The 18,128-nt window shown below is 57.7% G+C and carries 14 protein-coding genes and 1 tRNA gene; 11 read left to right on the forward strand and 4 right to left on the reverse strand.

Going from position 1 to position 18,128, the window contains the following annotated elements; all coding sequences use genetic code 11:
- Positions 1 to 3 precede the first annotated feature (3 nt).
- Positions 4 to 2,148, reverse strand: coding sequence for a VTT domain-containing protein (locus DOLE_RS12940; RefSeq protein WP_012175937.1), 2,145 nt, complete (start codon positions 2,146 to 2,148; stop codon positions 4 to 6).
- 569 nt (positions 2,149 to 2,717) lie between these two features.
- Here DOLE_RS12940 and DOLE_RS12945 point away from each other — a divergent pair.
- The 5 genes from DOLE_RS12945 to DOLE_RS12965 all read left to right on the forward strand — a co-directional run bounded on the left by DOLE_RS12945 (position 2,718) and on the right by DOLE_RS12965 (position 8,337).
- Complete coding sequence (locus tag DOLE_RS12945; protein WP_012175938.1) at positions 2,718 to 3,170, forward strand: Hsp20/alpha crystallin family protein; 453 nt, start codon at positions 2,718 to 2,720, stop codon at positions 3,168 to 3,170.
- 171 nt (positions 3,171 to 3,341) lie between these two features.
- On the forward strand, positions 3,342 to 4,664 hold the full coding sequence (locus DOLE_RS12950) for a lactate racemase domain-containing protein (protein WP_012175939.1): 1,323 nt from the start codon (positions 3,342 to 3,344) through the stop codon (positions 4,662 to 4,664).
- A 39-nt stretch (positions 4,665 to 4,703) separates the two neighbouring features.
- Entirely contained in the window at positions 4,704 to 6,302 is a 1,599-nt protein-coding gene (locus DOLE_RS12955) for a DUF4301 family protein (RefSeq protein ID WP_012175940.1), read from the forward strand.
- Positions 6,302 to 7,198: a dTDP-4-dehydrorhamnose reductase gene (gene rfbD / locus DOLE_RS12960; protein WP_012175941.1), complete on the forward strand. Its 897-nt coding sequence runs from the start codon at positions 6,302 to 6,304 to the stop codon at positions 7,196 to 7,198. The genes DOLE_RS12955 and rfbD overlap by 1 nt, the downstream gene beginning before the upstream one ends.
- A 326-nt stretch (positions 7,199 to 7,524) precedes the next feature.
- Positions 7,525 to 8,337, forward strand: coding sequence for an enoyl-CoA hydratase/isomerase family protein (locus DOLE_RS12965; protein WP_041280564.1), 813 nt, complete (start codon positions 7,525 to 7,527; stop codon positions 8,335 to 8,337).
- Between the two features lie 175 nt (positions 8,338 to 8,512).
- Here DOLE_RS12965 and DOLE_RS12970 read toward each other — a convergent pair whose 3' ends face one another.
- Together DOLE_RS12970 and DOLE_RS12975 are read right to left on the reverse strand one after the other, a co-directional pair.
- Entirely contained in the window at positions 8,513 to 9,967 is a 1,455-nt protein-coding gene (locus tag DOLE_RS12970; RefSeq protein WP_012175943.1) for a hypothetical protein, read from the reverse strand.
- A gap of 71 nt (positions 9,968 to 10,038) precedes the next feature.
- Positions 10,039 to 10,653 (reverse strand): transglutaminase-like domain-containing protein, encoded by a 615-nt coding sequence (locus DOLE_RS12975; RefSeq protein ID WP_012175944.1) that lies wholly within the window; start codon positions 10,651 to 10,653, stop codon positions 10,039 to 10,041.
- Between the two features lie 233 nt (positions 10,654 to 10,886).
- On the opposite strand from DOLE_RS12975, the gene DOLE_RS12980 reads away from it, so the two are divergent.
- The 6 genes from DOLE_RS12980 (at position 10,887) to DOLE_RS13005 (ending at position 15,409) form a co-directional block, all read left to right on the forward strand.
- Complete coding sequence (locus DOLE_RS12980) at positions 10,887 to 11,480, forward strand: hypothetical protein (RefSeq protein WP_012175945.1); 594 nt, start codon at positions 10,887 to 10,889, stop codon at positions 11,478 to 11,480.
- Positions 11,461 to 11,838 carry a hypothetical protein gene (locus DOLE_RS12985; protein WP_012175946.1) on the forward strand — a complete coding sequence of 126 codons (378 nt, stop codon included), beginning with the start codon at positions 11,461 to 11,463 and terminating at the stop codon, positions 11,836 to 11,838. The genes DOLE_RS12980 and DOLE_RS12985 overlap by 20 nt, the downstream gene beginning before the upstream one ends.
- An 81-nt stretch (positions 11,839 to 11,919) precedes the next feature.
- Positions 11,920 to 12,357 carry an EamA family transporter gene (locus DOLE_RS12990; protein WP_012175947.1) on the forward strand — a complete coding sequence of 146 codons (438 nt, stop codon included), beginning with the start codon at positions 11,920 to 11,922 and terminating at the stop codon, positions 12,355 to 12,357.
- A gap of 65 nt (positions 12,358 to 12,422) precedes the next feature.
- Complete coding sequence (locus DOLE_RS12995) at positions 12,423 to 13,373, forward strand: YbgA family protein (RefSeq protein ID WP_012175948.1); 951 nt, start codon at positions 12,423 to 12,425, stop codon at positions 13,371 to 13,373.
- 521 nt (positions 13,374 to 13,894) lie between these two features.
- Complete coding sequence (gene gltX / locus DOLE_RS13000; protein ID WP_012175949.1) at positions 13,895 to 15,298, forward strand: glutamate--tRNA ligase; 1,404 nt, start codon at positions 13,895 to 13,897, stop codon at positions 15,296 to 15,298.
- A 37-nt stretch (positions 15,299 to 15,335) separates the two neighbouring features.
- Positions 15,336 to 15,409: transfer RNA gene (locus DOLE_RS13005), tRNA-Gln, on the forward strand.
- A 291-nt stretch (positions 15,410 to 15,700) separates the two neighbouring features.
- Here the strand turns inward: DOLE_RS13005 and DOLE_RS13010 are convergent.
- A complete protein-coding gene (locus DOLE_RS13010) occupies positions 15,701 to 18,100 on the reverse strand; it encodes a penicillin-binding protein 1A (protein WP_153304428.1) in 2,400 nt (799 codons plus the stop codon).
- Between the last annotated feature and the right edge of the window lie 28 nt (positions 18,101 to 18,128).

Raw genomic sequence — 18,128 nt, forward strand, 5'->3', positions numbered from 1 at the left:
AAATCAGGAGCCGGTGGCAGTGAGGCTGTCGTCCCCGTCAGACCTTCGTTTCAGCCAGCGTATCAGTATGCCGGCCGCGAGGATTACCAGCACGACAGTGGCAACCAGCCACACGGTATTGCCCGGTGCCGGATCCCGAAGTGTCGCGTATGCGCGGTCGGCAATCAGGGTGACGGCTGCCATGCCGGGAACCATTCCCAGCATGGTACCCAGAAAATAGTCGCGAAAATGGATATGGGAGGCGCCGGCCACCAGGTTGACAAGGGTAAACGGGGCCACCGGCACAATACGGACAAACATAACGTTGATCATGCCGTGCCTTGCGATACGGCGACTGATGGTGTTGAGCCTGGAACCGGCCAGTTTCCGAACGGTTTTCCGGCCCAGCTGGTCCCCGGCCCAATACACAAGCATGGCGCTCAATGTGCCGCCGACCAGGGAATACGCAAACCCCGCTACCGGGCCGAAGACGATCACCGTGGCGATAACCAGCAAGGAGAAAGGAAACGCCACAAACCCTGCCAGGACAAACCCCAGCATCACCCACAGGGGCGCTGCCGGCATCTCCCGGACAGTGGTAACAGCCCCGGACAGCACATCCATGTGCAGCCACTCGTTTAAGGGCGTCCACCGCCACATGGCGGCCAGCCCGACAATGCCGCCGATCAGTATCATCCAGGTGAAGATACGCATCCGGGCCGGGGGCTGATACGCCTCGGGCACCATATGCCGAAGCATCAGGTCCGGACGCAACGGGTGTTCCGGATCCAGCACTTCGGTGTCGGGGACCAGGCGGTCGACATCCGGGGACAGATTCAGGGGCAGCCGGTTCAGGTAACGGGTATCCGTGTTATTGAGCTTGCTGATGCAACCGGCCAGGGACTTCTCACGCTCCAGGGCATGGCGCACCTGCCGCGGCGTGCAACCCAGGTGTTCGGCCATCAGCCGGTCACGAACGCCTGCGATAGCATCGCTTGTGCCGGAATTGCCGTCCGCCTCAAAAATGAGATTGCATTCACTGTCAAGGCCCATGGACCGGTTGTTCAGGTTGGCCGACCCCACGGTGATCAGCCGGTCATCCACAATCATCAGTTTGGCGTGAACATTGACGGGGCTGGTATCCAGGCCGGGGCCGTCCGGATAGAACACGTGTAACCGCTGGTGGACGTCGTGCTCTTTCAGCCTTTTTATCAAACGGACCCGCAGCACGTCCATTGTGTGCTGGGAGAGCCAGCCATCCGTGTTCCTGGGAGTTATGACCACGATCTCCGGCCCTGACGGCTGTTCCAGGCTGGCCTGAATCGCGTCGCCGATGGCCGGCGCGGTAAAGTACTGGTTTTCGATATAGACATGCTTTTGGGCCGACCGGATGGCATCTTCATAGAAACGCCTGATCTCCCGTATTTCCGTCTGCTCCCGATAAGCGCACTGGGTTCGGGCCAGTCCGGCCATGACATTCTTCAGATCCGGTGTGACATCGGCGGGCCATGGATCCCCCGTCTGCCGGCCGTTGTGTGCGACCGGAGTATCACCGGTGACTTTCCGCCATCTCTCTTTCACCAGTTCTCCAAGGGCCCCGGCAGCCTCACCGTCGACCATCACCATCACATCGTGGTAGGGCCTGGAAATCTTTTTGTCCACACGGTCACGCAAAGGGTTGTCCGGCCGGTGATCAGACGTGTCCCACCGCCCCATTGTTAAATCAAGCCCGCCGGTAAACGCCACCGTGTCATCAATGACAACGATCTTCTGATGCTGTGAGGCACCTTCGGCAAGATACCCGTCCAGGTGAAAGTGAATCCGGGAATGGGTTTTCCAGTCCAGTTGATAGGTGGGCAACAGCTCCCGGTCCAGCGTGTACAGCATGGCAAAATCCCAATTCAGAATGTAAATGTGAAGGTTGGGATTTTTTTCGGCCAGGGCATTTAAAAAATCTCCAAGGCGAGGGGGATAGCCGTCATCGGTGCCGTTCCGGACCAGGCGCACGCGACTGTTGATGTCCCAGCTCAGTATGTACACCGTCTGCTTCGCCTGTTTCAGGGCTTCCCGGAAAAGGCGGAAATAATCGGCGCCGTCAATAACAAACCGCACCCTGTCCGAGTGCTCGATACGCCAGCAGTTTTTTTCTGTTTCAAGTATGGATGTCATGGTCTGTTTGATAAAACACTAAAATGAATGGTTTGAATGTCGCCTGTTTCTGAGGCGGTATTAAATGAAACCGAAAGGAACAACAGAAAAAAGTCTTTTTTCCCAATACCGTCCGCGCATTTATATACCCAGCGGCCTTCTGAAAAATATTACATATTCAACACCGTGTGTCACGCATGAAATTTTAACCCGAATATTTCATAAAATTTTCCGACATTGGTTAATTTTCACATAAGATACATTGTCGGAATGGATTTCAGGTGTTTTTTTAACACAAACTGTTATGAACGACTTGAGGCCTTGTGTGCCAATTTTATGTCGAAAAATTTCACCCTTCGGGCGAGTCGCCTTGGTCCCGCCATCGGCGGGACTGTGTTGCGGGACATTCGCGGTAGATATACTACAGCTTCATGTCCCACGCCTTGCATCTGCGGCCAAATCAACTCGTGAAATATCCGGGTTAAGACTTTTTTTGATTCTGCTTTTCGTCTCTTGACGGCTTCACATAGCATGCTTATTTTTTCTGCCAGACAGACGGACAATTACGCCTAAACAAAAGGAGGCCGAATATGTACAATACATTTTTACCGTCACTGATCAACAGGGAGTGGGCGGCGGACGATAACGCCTATTTCGGGAATATCGTGGACAGCCTGTGGAAGTCATTTGACCTGCCTGCGGTGTTTTCCGAAAAAGGGGAGTGGTCCCCTGCCATTGATGTTTCTGAAACCGAGGCCGCTTATCTTGTAAAAGCCGAACTGCCGGGTCTTGACAAGGAGGCCATCGACATTTCCATCAACGACGGTGTGCTGACCGTAAGCGGCGAAAAAAAGATGGAAACCAGAGAGGAAAAAGAGAATTACATTCTCACGGAAAGCCGCTGCGGCAGTTTTTCCAGAAGCTTTACGCTGCCGGCGGACGCCTCCACGGACAACGTGGACGCCACCTTTACCAACGGCGTGCTGACGATTTCCGTACCCAAAAGCGAAGCGGCCCGGCCCAGAAAAATCAAGGTGTCGTAAGAACGGCATTGATGCCGATTGAAAAAAGCAGGGAAGCAGAGCCTTCCCTGCTTTTTTTATGCTTTTTTTGAAGAAACGGACAAACCCCGCCATTTGCATTGCCCAGCCGCAAACCGTCATGGTAAGATACGGCCGTTCTGACGCGCCTTTAACTTCAGCAAAGGAGCTGCCATGCGAATCACACTGCCCTGGGGAAATGAATCGTTCGACCTTGACCTTCCGCCCACATGGACCGTCATTTTTCCCAAACCACAGGAATCGCTTCCGACTTCATCAACCAGCGAAGCGGCTGTTGTGGCCGACGCCCTGGCCCGGCCCGTTGAAGCCAAAGCCCTTGCGGATCATGACCTGGCCGGCAAAAACGTGTTGGTGATCGTGGATGACAACACCCGGCCCACGCCTGCCCACCGGTTTTTTCACCTGATTTTAGAAGCCCTGGAAACCGCCGGGGCAGACCTGGACCGCGTGACACTGCTGACGGCCCTGGGTATTCACACAGCCATGACCGCCGACGAGGTCAAACAGAAAGTGGGGGCCGAAAACCTTGAAAAAATAGCGTGGGAGAACCATGACGCCTTTGATCCGGAGGCCAGTGTTCACATGGGCACAACCAGCCGGGGCACGCCGGTTGCTTTGAACCGCCGGATCAAAGAGGCGGATCTCGTCGTCCTGGTGGGGCTGATCGAACCCCACCTGATGGCCGGATTCGGCGGGGGTATGAAAAACATCCTGCCCGGCGTGGCCTCCGCGCAGACCATCGGCACCCACCACGAGCTGCTGACAAAACCGCCTTACCAGGCCAACCGGGTGGGCATGATGCCGGAAGCCAACGATTTTCGCTTAGACCTTGAAGAGATTCGGGCCATGATCCCGGCCGGGATCTTCTGTATCAACGTGGTGCTGAACCACCGGGGAGCCATCACCGCCTGCTTTGCCGGAGACCCGGTGGCGGCCCACCGCCGGGGGGTGGCCTACACCCGCCGCTTTTTCGGTGTATCCATGGACCGGCCCGTGGACGGAGTGATCACCAATTCCTTTCCCATGGAGATCAACTTCAAACAGAGCATGAAGTGCGTGGGCAACGCCCTGCCGGCGGTCAGGCCCGGCGGGGCGGTCATGGGCTTTCTCCGGGCTGACCGGGGCATGGATGATATTCCCATGCCTGACGGATCACCGCTTCCCCTGCCGGTGGTCAAGGCGATCCTGCGTGCCATCGGGCCTTCGCGGGTGTATGGGCTCTTAAACCTTGCCAAAAAGGGCCTGGACATAGAAGAAAAGTTTTTATATTATTACACTTTGCAACTTGTCCGGGGCTACGACATCTTTCTTTACGTGCCGTCCCTCACCGACGAAATTGTAAAAAAACTTTTCTTTTTCAAGGGGGAGTGCAGCGATCCGGCCAGGGTCATCGCCATGGGGGTTAAGAAACTGGGCAAACAGGCCACGGTGGCCGTTTTCCCCCATGGTGGATCGACTTTTCCAATACTGAAATAAAACCACTGGCACACCGACAGGGAGATAGCAGGGAGACCCATGGTCAAGTACGTATTCAGCCGGGAGGACATTCGACAGATCAAGGAAAGAGGCCTTTCCGAGCAGACGGTCAATCACCAGTTAAGCCTGTTTGACAGGGGCGTCGCCTCCCCCGAGCTGGTGGCCCCGTGCACGCCGGAAAGGGGGGTGCTGGTACTCTCCGATAAGGAACGGCGCCGCCTGGCAGCCCTTTCGGAACCGGTGGTTCAGCAGGGACGAATCACCAAGTTCGTGCCCGCCTCGGGTGCGGCCACCCGCATGTTCCGGTCCCTGCTGTCTCTTTACAACAGCCCCGACGCCCTGGACCGGACCTCCATTGACCGCCAGAGCGGGCAGCACAACAAGGAGTATGCCGCCCTTGTCAGCTTCATGGATAATATTGAAAAGTTTGCCTTTCATGAAGCCCTGTCCGCTGTCATGGCCACGGCGGGAAAAGAGTGCCGGGCACTGGTGGCCGCGGGCCGCTACCGGCCGGTGCTTCGTCATCTGCTGACCACCGCCGGACTGGGATATGCCGGCCTTCCCAAGGGCATGATCCTGTTTCACCGTTATACAGACGATACCGGCACTCCCCGCGCGTACACGGCTTTTGAAGAACATCTGGCCGAGGCCGTGGAGCTGGCCACCGACGGAAACAGCGTCTGCCGCCTCCATTTCACCGTGCCCGAGACCCACCGGGACAGTGTTGCGGCTCTCCTGAAACAGACATGCGATGCCTGGCGGCAGGCGGACGGCATCCGGCCTGACATCACTTTTTCCACCCAGCACCCGTTTACCGACACCATTGCCGCGGACCATGCCAACATGCCGTTTCGGGACGAAAACGGCCGGCTTGTGTTCCGGCCCGGCGGTCACGGCGCCCTGCTGGACAACCTGAACGACCTGAACAGCGATATCGTGTTTATCAAAAACATCGACAACATCTCCGTGACCGGCATGCGGCACAAAACCGCAACGGAAACCCGTGCCCTGTTCGGCCTGCTGGTGGAGCTGCAGCAACAGGTATTTGCCTGGATGGAGCAGCTTGCCGCCGATCCCTGCCCGGACGAGACGGTTGACCAGGCCATTGATTTTGCCTGCAACCGGCTCAACCTCTGCCTGCCCGAAACACTTTCGTCCGCCGACAGAAAACAGCAGAAAAAGTTCCTGCTGACCCTGCTGGACCGGCCCCTTCGCGTATGCGGCGTGGTGAAAAACGTGGGCGAACCCGGGGGTGGCCCCTTTTTCGTGCGAACAAAAGACGGGGTCCTGTCAGCCCAGATCATTGAGGCGGCCCAGGTCAACGGCGCCACTCCGGACCAGCAGGCTATCTGGCAGAGCGCCACCCACTTCAACCCGGTGTTTATCGTCTGCGGCCTGCGCGACGCAAAGGGCCGGCCCTACGACCTGAAACGGTTTGTGGACCTGAACATGGGCATCATCACTGAAAAATCCACCAACGGCCGGCCCTTGCGTGCCCTGGAGCATCCCGGCCTGTGGAACGGGTCCATGGCCTTCTGGAACACCGTGTTCGTGGAAATATCACCCCTGGCCTTTAACCCCGTCAAAACCGTGTTCGACCTGCTGCGAAAGGGACACCAGCCCGAAGGAGGGCTGTGATGAAACTGCTGCTGTGCGGCGCCAACGGCCAGCTGGGAAAAGACTGCATGCGGCACTTTGCCCACGGCTGGGACATTGTTCCCGTTGATGTAGACGAATTGGATATCACCGACCCGGCCGCCGTACAGGACATGGTCGGGGACCACCGGCCGGATCTTATTCTCAACTGCGCGGCCTTTACCGCCGTGGATGCCTGTGAAACCGAGCAGGATACCGCCTTTGCCGCGAATGCCGGGGGCCCGGAAAACCTGGCCCAGGCAGCCCAAAAAAGGGGCTGCCGGCTGGTCCACATCTCCACTGACTACGTGTTTGACGGCGAAAGGCCGGTGCCTGAAGCCTACATCGAAACCGACCCGCCTGATCCGGTATCGGTCTACGGCCGGTCCAAGCTGGCCGGAGAACAGGCGGTGCTGGAGACCGGCAGCGCCAACACCGTGGTGCGCACGGCCTGGCTCTACGGCATGGGCGGTAAAAACTTTTTAAAAACCATGCTGGGCCTGGCCCTGAAAAATCCCTGTACGCCCATTACCGTGGTGGCCGACCAGTTCGGCTGCCCCACCTGGTCCGATACCCTTGCGTTGCAGCTCAAGGTCATCGCCGAGAAAGGGGGCGGCGGCATCTATCATGCCACCGGCCAGGGATACTGCTCCTGGCACGATCTGGCCGCCTACTTTCTAAAAAGAATGGATGTGCTTCATGCCATCTCCCCCTGCACCACCGCCGACTACCCCACGCCGGCCCGGCGACCGAAAAACGCCATCCTGAAAAACCGGCGCCTGGAGACCGAAAACCTGCTGGTCATGCGCAACTGGCAGGACGATGTGGACGATTTTGTGGACATGCATCGCCAGCAGCTTCTTGAGGCGTGCCTGCCGCCTGCCCGCCATATCGACTGACCCGGCAACATCACGCCGGACAAAGCATAAGAAACGCCCTGAATATTAAACTTCACCGCAGAGACGCAGAGGGCGCAAAGAAAGGGATGGGTGCTACGCGCAGCAAACCATTTTTTTATAAGAAGAACCTCCAATTTTCAGTGAGCCCCATAAAATTAATTAACTCGTAAAAAGTCTATTTGGGATGGCAAAGTAAAAAGTTCAAGATCAAGGCGTCGCAAATCTCGAGGAATGAGGCGTACTTGTCGTACGCCGCAGTGACGAGGGGTGCAGCGCAACGCAGGTATTGGGCTTTTTACGAAGCCATCAAAATTAATGGAGAAGACATGACCACCGAAGGCATCCGACTTGAAAAACGTGGTTCCATCGCCCTGGTGCTGCTGGACCGGCCGTCACGGCGAAACGCCTTTAACACCATGATGTTTGACGCACTCAAACGGGTGACCGCCGAACTGGAACAGGCCCTGCCCCGGGCCGTTATTGTCACCGGCACCGGCGAGAAGGCCTTCTGCGCCGGGTTTGACGTCAACCCGGACAACCCCCTGGTGGTAGAGCTGTACGAGGCCATGGAAAAACAGGACCGGCAGGGGATGATGGACGGCATGAAGGTGGTGCGGGAGGCGGTGGACGCGTTTGTCTCTCTGCCGGTGCCCATTATTGCCGCCATCAACGGCCTGGCGTACGGTGGCGGCGCTGAACTGGCCAGCCGGTGCGACATGCGGGTGATGGACAAAAACGCGGTGATCTGCCTGTCGGAAGTCCGGCTGGGGCTGATGCCCGACTGGGGCGGGGGCGCGGCCCTGGCCCACCTGCTGGGGCCGGCCAAAGCCGCGGACCTGATTCTTTCGGCCCGAAAAGTCGGCGCCGATGAAGCCCTGCAATTGGGGCTGGCCAACCGGGTCAGCGCGCCGGGCCGCTGCCTGGACGAGGCCCTGGTCCTGGCCGGCGCCATCTGCGAAAACGGCCCGCAGGCCGTTCGCCACGCCCTGGCCGTGATCCGTGGAAGCCGGAACATGACCCTGGACCAGTCCCTTGACATGGAAATGGAAAAAGCGGTGGACCTGGTGGCCTCCGGCGAATGCGTCCACGGCATCACCGCGTTTCTTGAAAAACGCAAGGCCGAATTCCCTGATATATAGACAGCCAAACCGATCAAACACAGCCGGTTGCAAGAAAATCCAGACAGTTTTTAAGGTACCGTCCGGGCGTTACAGATGCCGCACTGGGGTGCGGCGCTCCCGGGTTTGTGCGGCAGGCTCCGCTTCATACGCTGTAGAGCGTAAAAGTTCAGAGCCGCCCTGCGTTGTATCCCTTTCACCGCACGCCGTACACATGCTCCATGGCCAGGATGACCGCGTGCATCTGGTGCTGGGTCACGTCGATCCGAAGCTCGTGCTGGGTGTCGCCGGGATGGCGGGGCCGGCCCGGCCAGGCCCGGGCCGCGTTCATGATGCCGCCGATGGCCGCCGGATCGTCGGTGGGGTGGGCCGAAAGAAAGGGGTTGGCATGGACCAGGGGCCCGCCGATCTGCCACGCGGTCAGCTTGTAAAGAGAGCGGTCAATGACATACAGCAGGTCTGTCATGGCCAGAATGTCACCCCGCTCTTTTGCGATGGCATAGGCGCTGACAAGTCCTTCAACGGCGTAGGCGTGGTTTCTTCCCCGATCAAGTGTCTCGTGGACATGCATCATCCACCAGCCAAGGGTCAGGGTCACGTCCGCGTAGAGATCGGCCTCTTTCCACCCGGCCAGAAAGTATTCAAGAAAAGACATGCTGCCCCACTGGTAAAACCCCTTGGTCAGGGTCATGTCCTTGCGGGCTTTCCATGCCTGGACCAGGTAGGTGTTAGCGGTGGCCCGGGCCGCTTTTTCAATTACCGGCACCAGGAAGTCATAGCCCAGCTGCCGGGCCGCCTTGCACAGGCAGAGCAGGGTTTCGCCGTCATAATAGGGGCTGGAGCCGCTGCTTCTGGTTTTTGTCGCCGGCGTGTAGCTGTCGGCAAAAAGGCCGTTGTCCCGCTGGGTCCACACAAGATATTTCAAAAAGCCTTCCAGCTTTTCGGTAAGCATTTGCCGGCGGGCCGCCGGGATGGGGGTATCGGTTTTCAGGTACTCCACGATGGCCAGGGCCACCAGGGCCACCGTGCCGGTGCTGACCTTGGGATCATTTCCGTACCGGACCAGAAGGGTACCCGGCACCGGGCCCTCAATGGTCTGGTCCAGCCAGAATGAAAACCCCTTTTGCAATGCCGCTTCGGTTTGATCGTTGGGCCGGTGGCGGTGACAGAGCGCCAGCCCCCAGAGCGAGCCGGCCTGGCGTACCTGGCTGTCGCCCGGCACCCACTCTTTTTTCAGCCAGTCATACATATAGCCAAAGTTGCCGGCGGCTCGCTGGCTTTTCAGCATGAAACCACGGCCCAGCGCAAACGTTTCTTCCAAAACGGCATCGTTCATCTTCAGCGTCATATAAGGCAGCATGTCCGTGGCATCGCCAGGGGCCGGGCGGGCGAGAGCATCCTTTCTGTCCGCCCACTGCTGGGCCTCACGGATCATCTTCACCGCCGCCGGCAGATCATCAGCCGGCAGGGCGTCCAGATCGACTTTCATCCGCAGCTCACGGGCGCTCTTTGCCACTGTTGGTGATGGGACCGGCGCGATCTTTTCCGGGGTCACTTCTTTCCGTGAATCACTCTCCTTGCCGCAGCCGGCCGCAACAAGGCCAACGGCAACACAACAAAATAAAACAAGAAAGAAAAAGGAGGTCCGCATTTTTTTTGTCCTTTGATGATGCATCGGTCCCCGTATCACCGACCCTGTCGCAGCAACGAATCGGGCCTGTCTCACACCGCCTCGCCGAACCACTGGGGATAGTACTTACGCATCTCGGCAATCATCAGGTCAAAGGGCATGTCGTCAAAGGCCCCGTATTCATGCACATACTCCATGTGCTGGTTGCCGCTGTTGTCGTAGGGATGAAACACGGAATCGTTTGCCCCGTCAAACTCCAGGGGGCGGGTATTGAATTTATCGCACATGGCCCGGTTAAAAGCAGGGGTGGCCTTGACCCACCGGCCGTCGATCCAGAGCACGGTGTAGCCGTGAAAGACAAAAAGGTCCCCGCCCATGAGCTTTTTCAGCCGCTCCGTGGCCAGGTGGTTGACCACGTTGCCAAAGCCCAGTTGCGCCGGAATGCCCATGGCACGGGCTGCGGCGGCCAGAAGGATCGACTTCTGAATGCAGAACCCCTCGCCGGCGGCCAGGGTAAAGCTGGCCTTATAATTTTCCCGCTCAAAGTTGAAAGCATACGGATTGTAGGGAAACCCGTCCCGCACGGCATAATAGAGGTTTACCGCCTTGTCTTTGGCAGTGGCGCCTTTGCCGGCGGTTTTTGCAAAATCCATCACCTCGGGAACGTCGAAGTCCATGTACGGGGTGGGAGAAAGGTGCTGATCCATGATATTTTCCTGTGATTGTAAACGGTTCATGGGAATCACACATACCAGAAAGCAAAAAACCGTACAACCCTTTCCTTGACACGGGCAGGCACTCTGTTGTCTATTAGCCCGAATATTTCATGAAATCTTTCGACATTTGTGAATTTTTATATAAGATACCGTATGTTGTAATTGATTTCATGAAATATCCGGGTTAGAGACCATCAACGCGCAACGTATTCGGGACGGCAGGCATGCATCTGTTTACCAGGCTCATGGGTCTTTTCTGGCTGTTTGCCGAAGGCCTGATCATGGTATGGGTTCGCGGCGGACTGGCGTATCTTGAAACCGGCCGTTCCCGCCAGCGGATCTACATCCTGTGCTGCCTGGCCCTGTTTGTCACGATTGTGTCGCTGTACGCCGGCAAAAGTTTTTTTCTGGACCGGCTGCGGATCGGTCCAGATACCGTGACCGCCGTCCTCTACAACCGGTACCTGTGGAATTTTATCTGTACGCTCTGGGTGCTTATCGAAGGCGCCATTGCGGTTTACGTGTTTCGCATTTACCGGCTGCTCAAAAACCCGACATCCCCCGGGCCACGGTTTCCCGGCTGGGGTATGGCCCTGTTGTGCGTGCTTTTTCTGGCAGGATTCGGTCTCTACCACGGCTACCTTCATTTCCTGGTAGACCGGTCGGCCCTTTCCGGCCAGGCCATTGTCAACATCCTCCGGTTTTACATAAAGACGTGCGGCGTTTTCTGGATTCTCATCGAATGGATCGTGGCCCTGATCGGCGTAAAAACCTACCTGGTTCTGAAAGGCGGCCCCCATGCCCCCGTCACTGGCTGAAAGCCTGTTTATCACCATTGGCAACGGCTTTTCACCGGAAGTCCATCTTATCGTCACCAAGATCCAGGGCCTGCTCTGGAGCACCGCCGATATTGTGCTCATCTGGTTTCTGTTAAAAATCGTCGGCCTGGCCAGGGCAGACCAGGCCAGGGCCGGGGCGGTATGGCGGTACCGGCTGCTGGTGCTGTCCGCCGTCCTGGTCCCTTTTCTCATTGTGATGCCCACGTCAAGGGCCTTTTTTGTCCTGGAAAGCGGAATCTTCGGCCTTCAGTTCGGCGTCCTGATTTACACCCTGGCTACGGACACGCGGTCCCTGCTTGACTTTCTGCGAGCCATTATTACCAGGGCCAGAACGTGATGCCGATCCACCGTTCTTGTCAAACGGGCCGGCCTGTGGAAGAATGGCCTACGGACAGGAACCCTTAAACAAGGAGAAATAATGCGAGCTGAATTATGGGCACTGTTAACCGCCGCCTGCTGGGCAACCGGCTCCCTGTTGGAAAAACGGGGGGTGATCTCCGGCGGGCTGGCCCCGGTCATGGGCACTACCGTCCGCACCCTTGTCTCCCTGGCCTTTCTGACAATCATATCCTTTCCCTACTGGGGCCAGGTACGCGCGGCCGGACCAAAGCCCATCGCCCTGATCGCCCTGGGCGGCGGCATTCTGGCCGGGGGCCTGGGCATCATGTTTCTTTACACGGGCCTGAAACACGGTCATCTCTCCACGGTGATGACCATTGCCTTCTGCATGGCCCCGGTGCTGGGCACTGTCTTGGGCTACCTTTTTTTAAACGAGCGGCTCTCCCTGGTGCAGACCGTGGGCATCGTGCTGTGTGTGGCCGGTGCGGCCATGGTCACCTTTTTCAAACAGGGATGACCCGAATATTTATGAAACTTTTTCAAAACAAATAATGATCCGTACTGACAAAAAAGGGGACCATCATGATGGAAAAACCGCTGGTTGGCATCAGCACCTGCCTGATGGGAGAAAGCGTCCGCTATGACGGCGGCCACAAGCTGGACCGGTACCTCAGGGACACCCTGGGCCAGTACGTGGATTTCGTGCCGGTATGCCCGGAAGTCGAATGCGGCCTGAGCGTCCCCAGGGAGGCCATCCGCCTGGTGGAGACCGATGGCGCCATTCGGCTGATGACCCAGAAAACCGGCATCGACCTGACCGACCAGATGGTGGCGTGGAGCGCCCGGCGGCTGAACGAACTGGAAGGGCTCCCCCTGTGCGGCTATGTGTTCAAATCCAGGTCCCCCAGCTCCGGGCTTTACCGGATCAAGGTATACCAGGACGGCGGCGGCGTGAAAAACAACGGCACCGGCATATTTGCCGGCCTGTTTGTCAAACGGTTTCCCCTGGTGCCGGTGGAGGAAGAGGGCCGGCTCAATGACCCGCAACTGCGGGAAAATTTCATTGAGCGGCTCTTTGTGATGCAGCGGTGGCATCTTTTAAACCAGGAACGAAAAACCGTGGGGCGGCTGGTTGCGTTTCATGCGGCCCACAAATACCTGCTCATGGCCCACTGCCCCCAGACCCTGAAAAAACTGGGAGCCCTGGTGGCCGATGGCAAAAAGCACCCTGCCGGCAAACTCTACGATCTTTATATGGAGGCCCTGATGCCGGCCCTGGCCAAAATCGCCACGCCCCGGAAAAATACCAATGTACTGCTCCACATCATGGGGTATTTCAAGCAGACCCTGGAGAGCGATGAAAAAGCGGAGTTAAAGGAGATCATTGACCGTTATCACCAAGGGCTGGTGCCGCTGGTGGTGCCCCTGACCCTGATCAACCACTACGTTCGCAAACACGGAACCGAATACTTAAAAGACCAGATATACCTCAACCCGCACCCCATGGAGCTGATGCTGCGCAACCGCGTGTAACGGCTAACCCGAATATTTCATGAAATTGTTCCGACACGGGCCGGTTCTTTTGGTACTTTCCTGCCGCCAGAAAAAGTACACGGATAAGCAGGATAAGGGAGATAATCTTTGAGAGCACGGGCGTAAATACAATTCGATTTCGATACCGATAGCGATTTCGATTTGGATAAACAACCGGGAGTCTGCCCTGCCGTGATTAAAACCGTTTTTGGAACTGTTTACCTGGTGTCCATCCATCGGTTGTGGGGGTAGGAAAAAAGTTTCCAATTCAGAAATGAGAATTTTTTCGCAAGATCAAGGAAAACAAGGAATTCCGCGGAGGCGTACTGTTGTACGCCGCACAAGGAAGCCCGCAGTTTGACGCAGAGATTGCGGAAAAAGGCCATTTATGGATGGAAACTACCGGTGTTTCCGGCTTGCAGGATCCCCTCAAATACCTTATGATCCACGCAAAACAGGGTCGGCAGGCACCGGCTCGAACCACAAAGATTTGATTTTAATGATATTACAGGGATAAACGAATGAAACAAATTATCACACGGTTTCCGCCCAGCCCCACCGGCCACCTGCACATCGGCGGGGCACGAACGGCTCTGTTTAACTGGCTCTATGCCCGGCACACGGGCGGCAGGTTCATCCTTCGCATCGAGGACACCGACGTGGAGCGCTCCACCACACAGTCCGCCGAGGGCATTATCAAGTCGCTGGAATGGCTCGGTATCGACTGGGACGAGGGCCCCTATTTCCAGTCCCGGCGCATGGAGGTGTACGCGGAATATATTCAGCGGCTGCTCGCATCAGGTCATGCCTACTACTGCACCTGCTCGCCGGAACGGTTAAAAGAGCGCCGCGAAAGGGCCCTGGCCGAAGGCCGCAACCCCACCTATGACGGCACCTGCCGGGAAAAGGCCCTGCCGCCGTCGGACGATGCCGTGGTGCGGTTTCGCACGCCGGATACGGGAAAGACCGTTCTGGATGACCGGGTCAAGGGCGGCATCGCCTTTGACAACGCGGAGATAGGGGACTTTATCATTCAGCGAAGCGACCAAACCCCCACCTACAACTTTGCCGTGGTGGTGGATGATATTACCATGGGGATCAACACCATCATTCGAGGGGACGACCATGTCACCAACACCCCCCGCCAGATCCTGATGTACAGGGCACTGGACAGTGAGCTGCCCCTGTTCGCCCATGTGCCCATGGTCCTGGGCAGGGACCGCTCCCGCCTGAGCAAACGCCACGGCGCCATGTCGGTGCTGGAATACCGGGACACCGGCTACCTGCCCGACGGCCTGATCAACGCCCTGGTGCGGCTGGGCTGGTCCCACGGAGACCAGGAGTTTTTCACCCGCAAGGAGCTGATCGAGCTTTTTTCCCTGGAACATATCGGCACGTCGGCCGGCGTGTTTGACCCGGACAAGCTGCTGGCCATCAATGCCGAGCACATCAAAAAAAGCGACCCCGCGGCCTTGGCGCCCCACCTGCTGCCGCTTTTAAAAGAAAAGGGCTACGCGGCTGAAAACAACGACTACCTGCACAACGCCATCCATACCCTGCTTCTGCGCAGCAAGACCTTAAAGGAGATGGCCGACAAGGCGGCCTTCTATTACGAAGACCCGCTCTCCTATGACCCGGCGGCCACGGCCAAGTTCCTGGTTCCCGAGAACATGGAAATCCTTGAAATGCTGGCGGAAAAACTGGCGACCCTCGATTCTTTGACGGAGAAAGACCAGGAACCGGCCTTTACGGCAGTGATGGAAAAAACCGGGAAAAAATTTGGTAAAATCGCCCAGCCGGTGCGCGTGGCCCTGACCGGCAGAACCGAAAGCCCCGGCATCTTTGAGACCATCGAAGCCCTGGGCAGGCGGAAAACGCTTGAACGGCTGGCCGATGCCGTGGAAATGATCAAAAAATCCACTTGACCTTAAGGCCGCCTTTTTGTATCTTTGCAAAACGCACTGAGGGATCGTCTAATGGCAGGACGACGGGTTCTGGCCCCGTTAATCAAGGTTCGAATCCTTGTCCCTCAGCCAAAACAACGCAAAACGGAGCCGCCTCCATGAGGGCGGCTCCGTTTTTGTTTTCAGGCCTGCGCCCGGCCCGGTAAATCACTTCCGCCCGTTACCCCGCCTTCGTTTGGCCTTCGTGGTGAAACGTTCTGAAGGCCTGGTACAACTGGTCGGTTATAAACACGAAGGACACGAAGCTCTCGAAGCAGAATTACAAGCGGAGCCGGTTCTCTTTATTTCGATACCGATACCGATTTGGATAAACAGACGAGACGCTTTCCTGCCGAGTTAAAACCGTTCTGGAAAACAGGCGGATTACATGCCCTTGAAAAAACCCTCCTCATCCACCGTATCGGCGGGTTCGGCATACTCGGTGGGTTCGGTGCCCTTCTTGAAACACTCAAAAAAGGTTTCCCGGGAGTCATCGGTTGCCAGCAGCCCGGTTTCGGCGTCAATGCGGGAAAACACCACGCCCTCGGGCACCTCGAACTCCTTCACCGGTTTGCCGGCCAGTATGGTCTGCATGAACCCCAGCCAGATGGGGCTGGCCGCGCTGGCCCCGGTCTCTCCCTTGCCCAGGGACTGCTCCTCGTCAAAACCCACCCACACCACGGTCACGAAATCAGGGGTGTACCCCACAAACCAGGCGTCGTTCAGGTTGTCGGTGGTGCCGGTTTTGCCCGCGGCCGGCCGGTTCAGCTCCCTGGCCCGGCGTCCGGTGCCGTGTTCCACCACCCCCTCGAGCAGGTGGGTCATGATATAAGCGGTGTCGCTGCCGATAACATGGACCGGCTCGGCTCGATTTTCCTCCAGCACCCGGCCCTCCCTGTCCTCTATCCGGGTAATAAACACCGGTTCAACCCGGTCGCCCATATTGGCAAACACGGCATAAGCCTTTGCCAGTTCAACCGGCGCAAGGCCCGATGACCCCAGGGCGATGGAAAGATCCCGGCTCAAAGGGGAAGTAATGCCCAGTTTTTTCGCGTAGTCATGAATATAATCCACCCCGATATCCATCAGAATTTTGATGGTGGGAATATTGTGGGACTTTTCCAGTGCCCGGCGGAACAGGGTGGGGCCGAAAAACCGTTCTTCATAGTTCTGGGGTTTCCATGTGAAATTGCGGGCCGTGTCTTCAAACACGATGGCCGAGTCGATGATCACGCTGGCCGGTGTATACCCCTTGTCCAGGGCCGCCGCGTAAATAATGGGCTTGAAGGCCGATCCCGGCTGCCGTATGGCCTGGACGGCCCGGTTGAACTGGCTTTTTGCCGCGTCCCGGCCCCCGATCATGGCCCGCACAAGGCCGGGCCTGGCCTCCATACAGATCAGGGCCGCTTCCACCGCCGGCTCCTGTTCCAGGGAGAGCCGTAAAACAGCGGTACCCAGCGCCCGGTCCTCAGCCGCCGGGGCCATATTCTCAGGCGATTCCGCAAGGCTGACAATTCTCACCCATATCACATCCCCTGTTTTCAAAGCCTGGGAAGGTTTTTTGATCGTAGCGGCCGACTGGTACCATGCCACCCCTGGGTCGGGCCGGCGGGCCCACTTCATCTCCTCAAGGGGGATCTCTCCGGCGCCGTGGGCCAGGCGCACCCACGCGCTCTCTTTTTCATCGTCCACATCCACCACCACGCCCTGGACAATGTCTCCCACGACGGCCAGCTCCATCTTCCCGAGGGCCTCCTCCCGCAGGGAGGACAGAAAAGGCTCGATCTCTTCTTCGGAAATACGACGAATAGGGCCGCGGTACCCCTGCCGTTTGTCCAGGTCCCGCAATCCCCTGTCCACCTCGCGCCGGGCCGCCTCCTGCATGGAAAGATCCACGGCTGTGTACACCGAGAGCCCCTGGTTGTAAAGCGTGTCCCGCCCGTATTTGGCTTCCACGTACCGGCGGACATGCTCGGCATACCACGGGGCATTCTCCTGGAACAGGCTCCGCACCGGCTGGATTTCCAGTTCCGCCTCCCGGGCTGCCTGGGCCTCTGCCTCGGAGATATACCCCCCGGTGACCATCTGGTTTAACACATAGAGTTGCCGGTTCTTGGCCCGGGCCGGGTACCGGTACGGCGAGTAGCGGCTGGGGGCCTGGGGAAGCCCGGCAATCAGCGTGCATTCGGCCAGGGAGAGTTCTTCCACGGGCTTGCCGAAATAGTTTTCCGCGGCCGCGGCCACGCCATAAGCGCCATGGCCAAGGTATATCTGGTTTAAGTAAAGATAGAGAATATCTGCCTTGGAGAACCGCTTCTCAATTCGATAAGAAAGGATCGCCTCCCTGATCTTTCGCGTGTAGGTCCGCTCGGACGACAGAAAAAAGGACTTGGCCACCTGCTGGGTGATGGTGCTGCCGCCCTGAACAATGGCACCGGCCTCCAGGTTTTTCATGAATGCCCGGGCCACACCGGTCAGGTCCACGCCGGTATGCTGAAAAAACCGGGCATCCTCCGCCGCCACAAAGGCGTTGATCAGCATGGGCGGCATGCGGTCTAAGGGCACCACGATACGCCGCTCTGTGTAAAATTCGGCGATCTTTTGCTTTTCAGCGGAATAGAGGGTGGTGACCGTCGGCGGGCGGTAGTCATCAATAGTAAATATCCGGGGCAGATCCCGGCTGATCTGGTAATAGAACACGCCCCCCGCTACCACGGCGATGACCATGCCGATCACCATCAGCAGGGCGAGGGCTTTTATTGCCTTTTTGAGGATATTTGCCATTTTTCCACCGGTCATGCCGACCGGCCCT

The sequence above is a fragment of the Desulfosudis oleivorans Hxd3 genome, assembly GCF_000018405.1.
Classification (GTDB): Bacteria; Desulfobacterota; Desulfobacteria; order Desulfobacterales; family Desulfosudaceae; genus Desulfosudis; species Desulfosudis oleivorans.

Coding starts and splice junctions, on each gene's coding strand:
- gltX (WP_012175949.1), top strand. CDS start 13,895: ATGAAACAAATTATCACACGGTTTCCGCCCAGCCCCACCGGCCACCTG.
- DOLE_RS12980 (WP_012175945.1), top strand. CDS start 10,887: ATGCATCTGTTTACCAGGCTCATGGGTCTTTTCTGGCTGTTTGCCGAA.
- rfbD (WP_012175941.1), top strand. CDS start 6,302: ATGAAACTGCTGCTGTGCGGCGCCAACGGCCAGCTGGGAAAAGACTGC.
- DOLE_RS12995 (WP_012175948.1), top strand. CDS start 12,423: ATGATGGAAAAACCGCTGGTTGGCATCAGCACCTGCCTGATGGGAGAA.
- DOLE_RS12940 (WP_012175937.1), bottom strand. CDS start 2,148: ATGACATCCATACTTGAAACAGAAAAAAACTGCTGGCGTATCGAGCAC.
- DOLE_RS12970 (WP_012175943.1), bottom strand. CDS start 9,967: ATGCGGACCTCCTTTTTCTTTCTTGTTTTATTTTGTTGTGTTGCCGTT.
- DOLE_RS12965 (WP_041280564.1), top strand. CDS start 7,525: ATGACCACCGAAGGCATCCGACTTGAAAAACGTGGTTCCATCGCCCTG.
- DOLE_RS12955 (WP_012175940.1), top strand. CDS start 4,704: ATGGTCAAGTACGTATTCAGCCGGGAGGACATTCGACAGATCAAGGAA.
- DOLE_RS13010 (WP_153304428.1), bottom strand. CDS start 18,100: ATGGCAAATATCCTCAAAAAGGCAATAAAAGCCCTCGCCCTGCTGATG.
- DOLE_RS12975 (WP_012175944.1), bottom strand. CDS start 10,653: ATGGATCAGCACCTTTCTCCCACCCCGTACATGGACTTCGACGTTCCC.
- DOLE_RS12950 (WP_012175939.1), top strand. CDS start 3,342: ATGCGAATCACACTGCCCTGGGGAAATGAATCGTTCGACCTTGACCTT.
- DOLE_RS12945 (WP_012175938.1), top strand. CDS start 2,718: ATGTACAATACATTTTTACCGTCACTGATCAACAGGGAGTGGGCGGCG.
- DOLE_RS12985 (WP_012175946.1), top strand. CDS start 11,461: ATGCCCCCGTCACTGGCTGAAAGCCTGTTTATCACCATTGGCAACGGC.
- DOLE_RS12990 (WP_012175947.1), top strand. CDS start 11,920: ATGCGAGCTGAATTATGGGCACTGTTAACCGCCGCCTGCTGGGCAACC.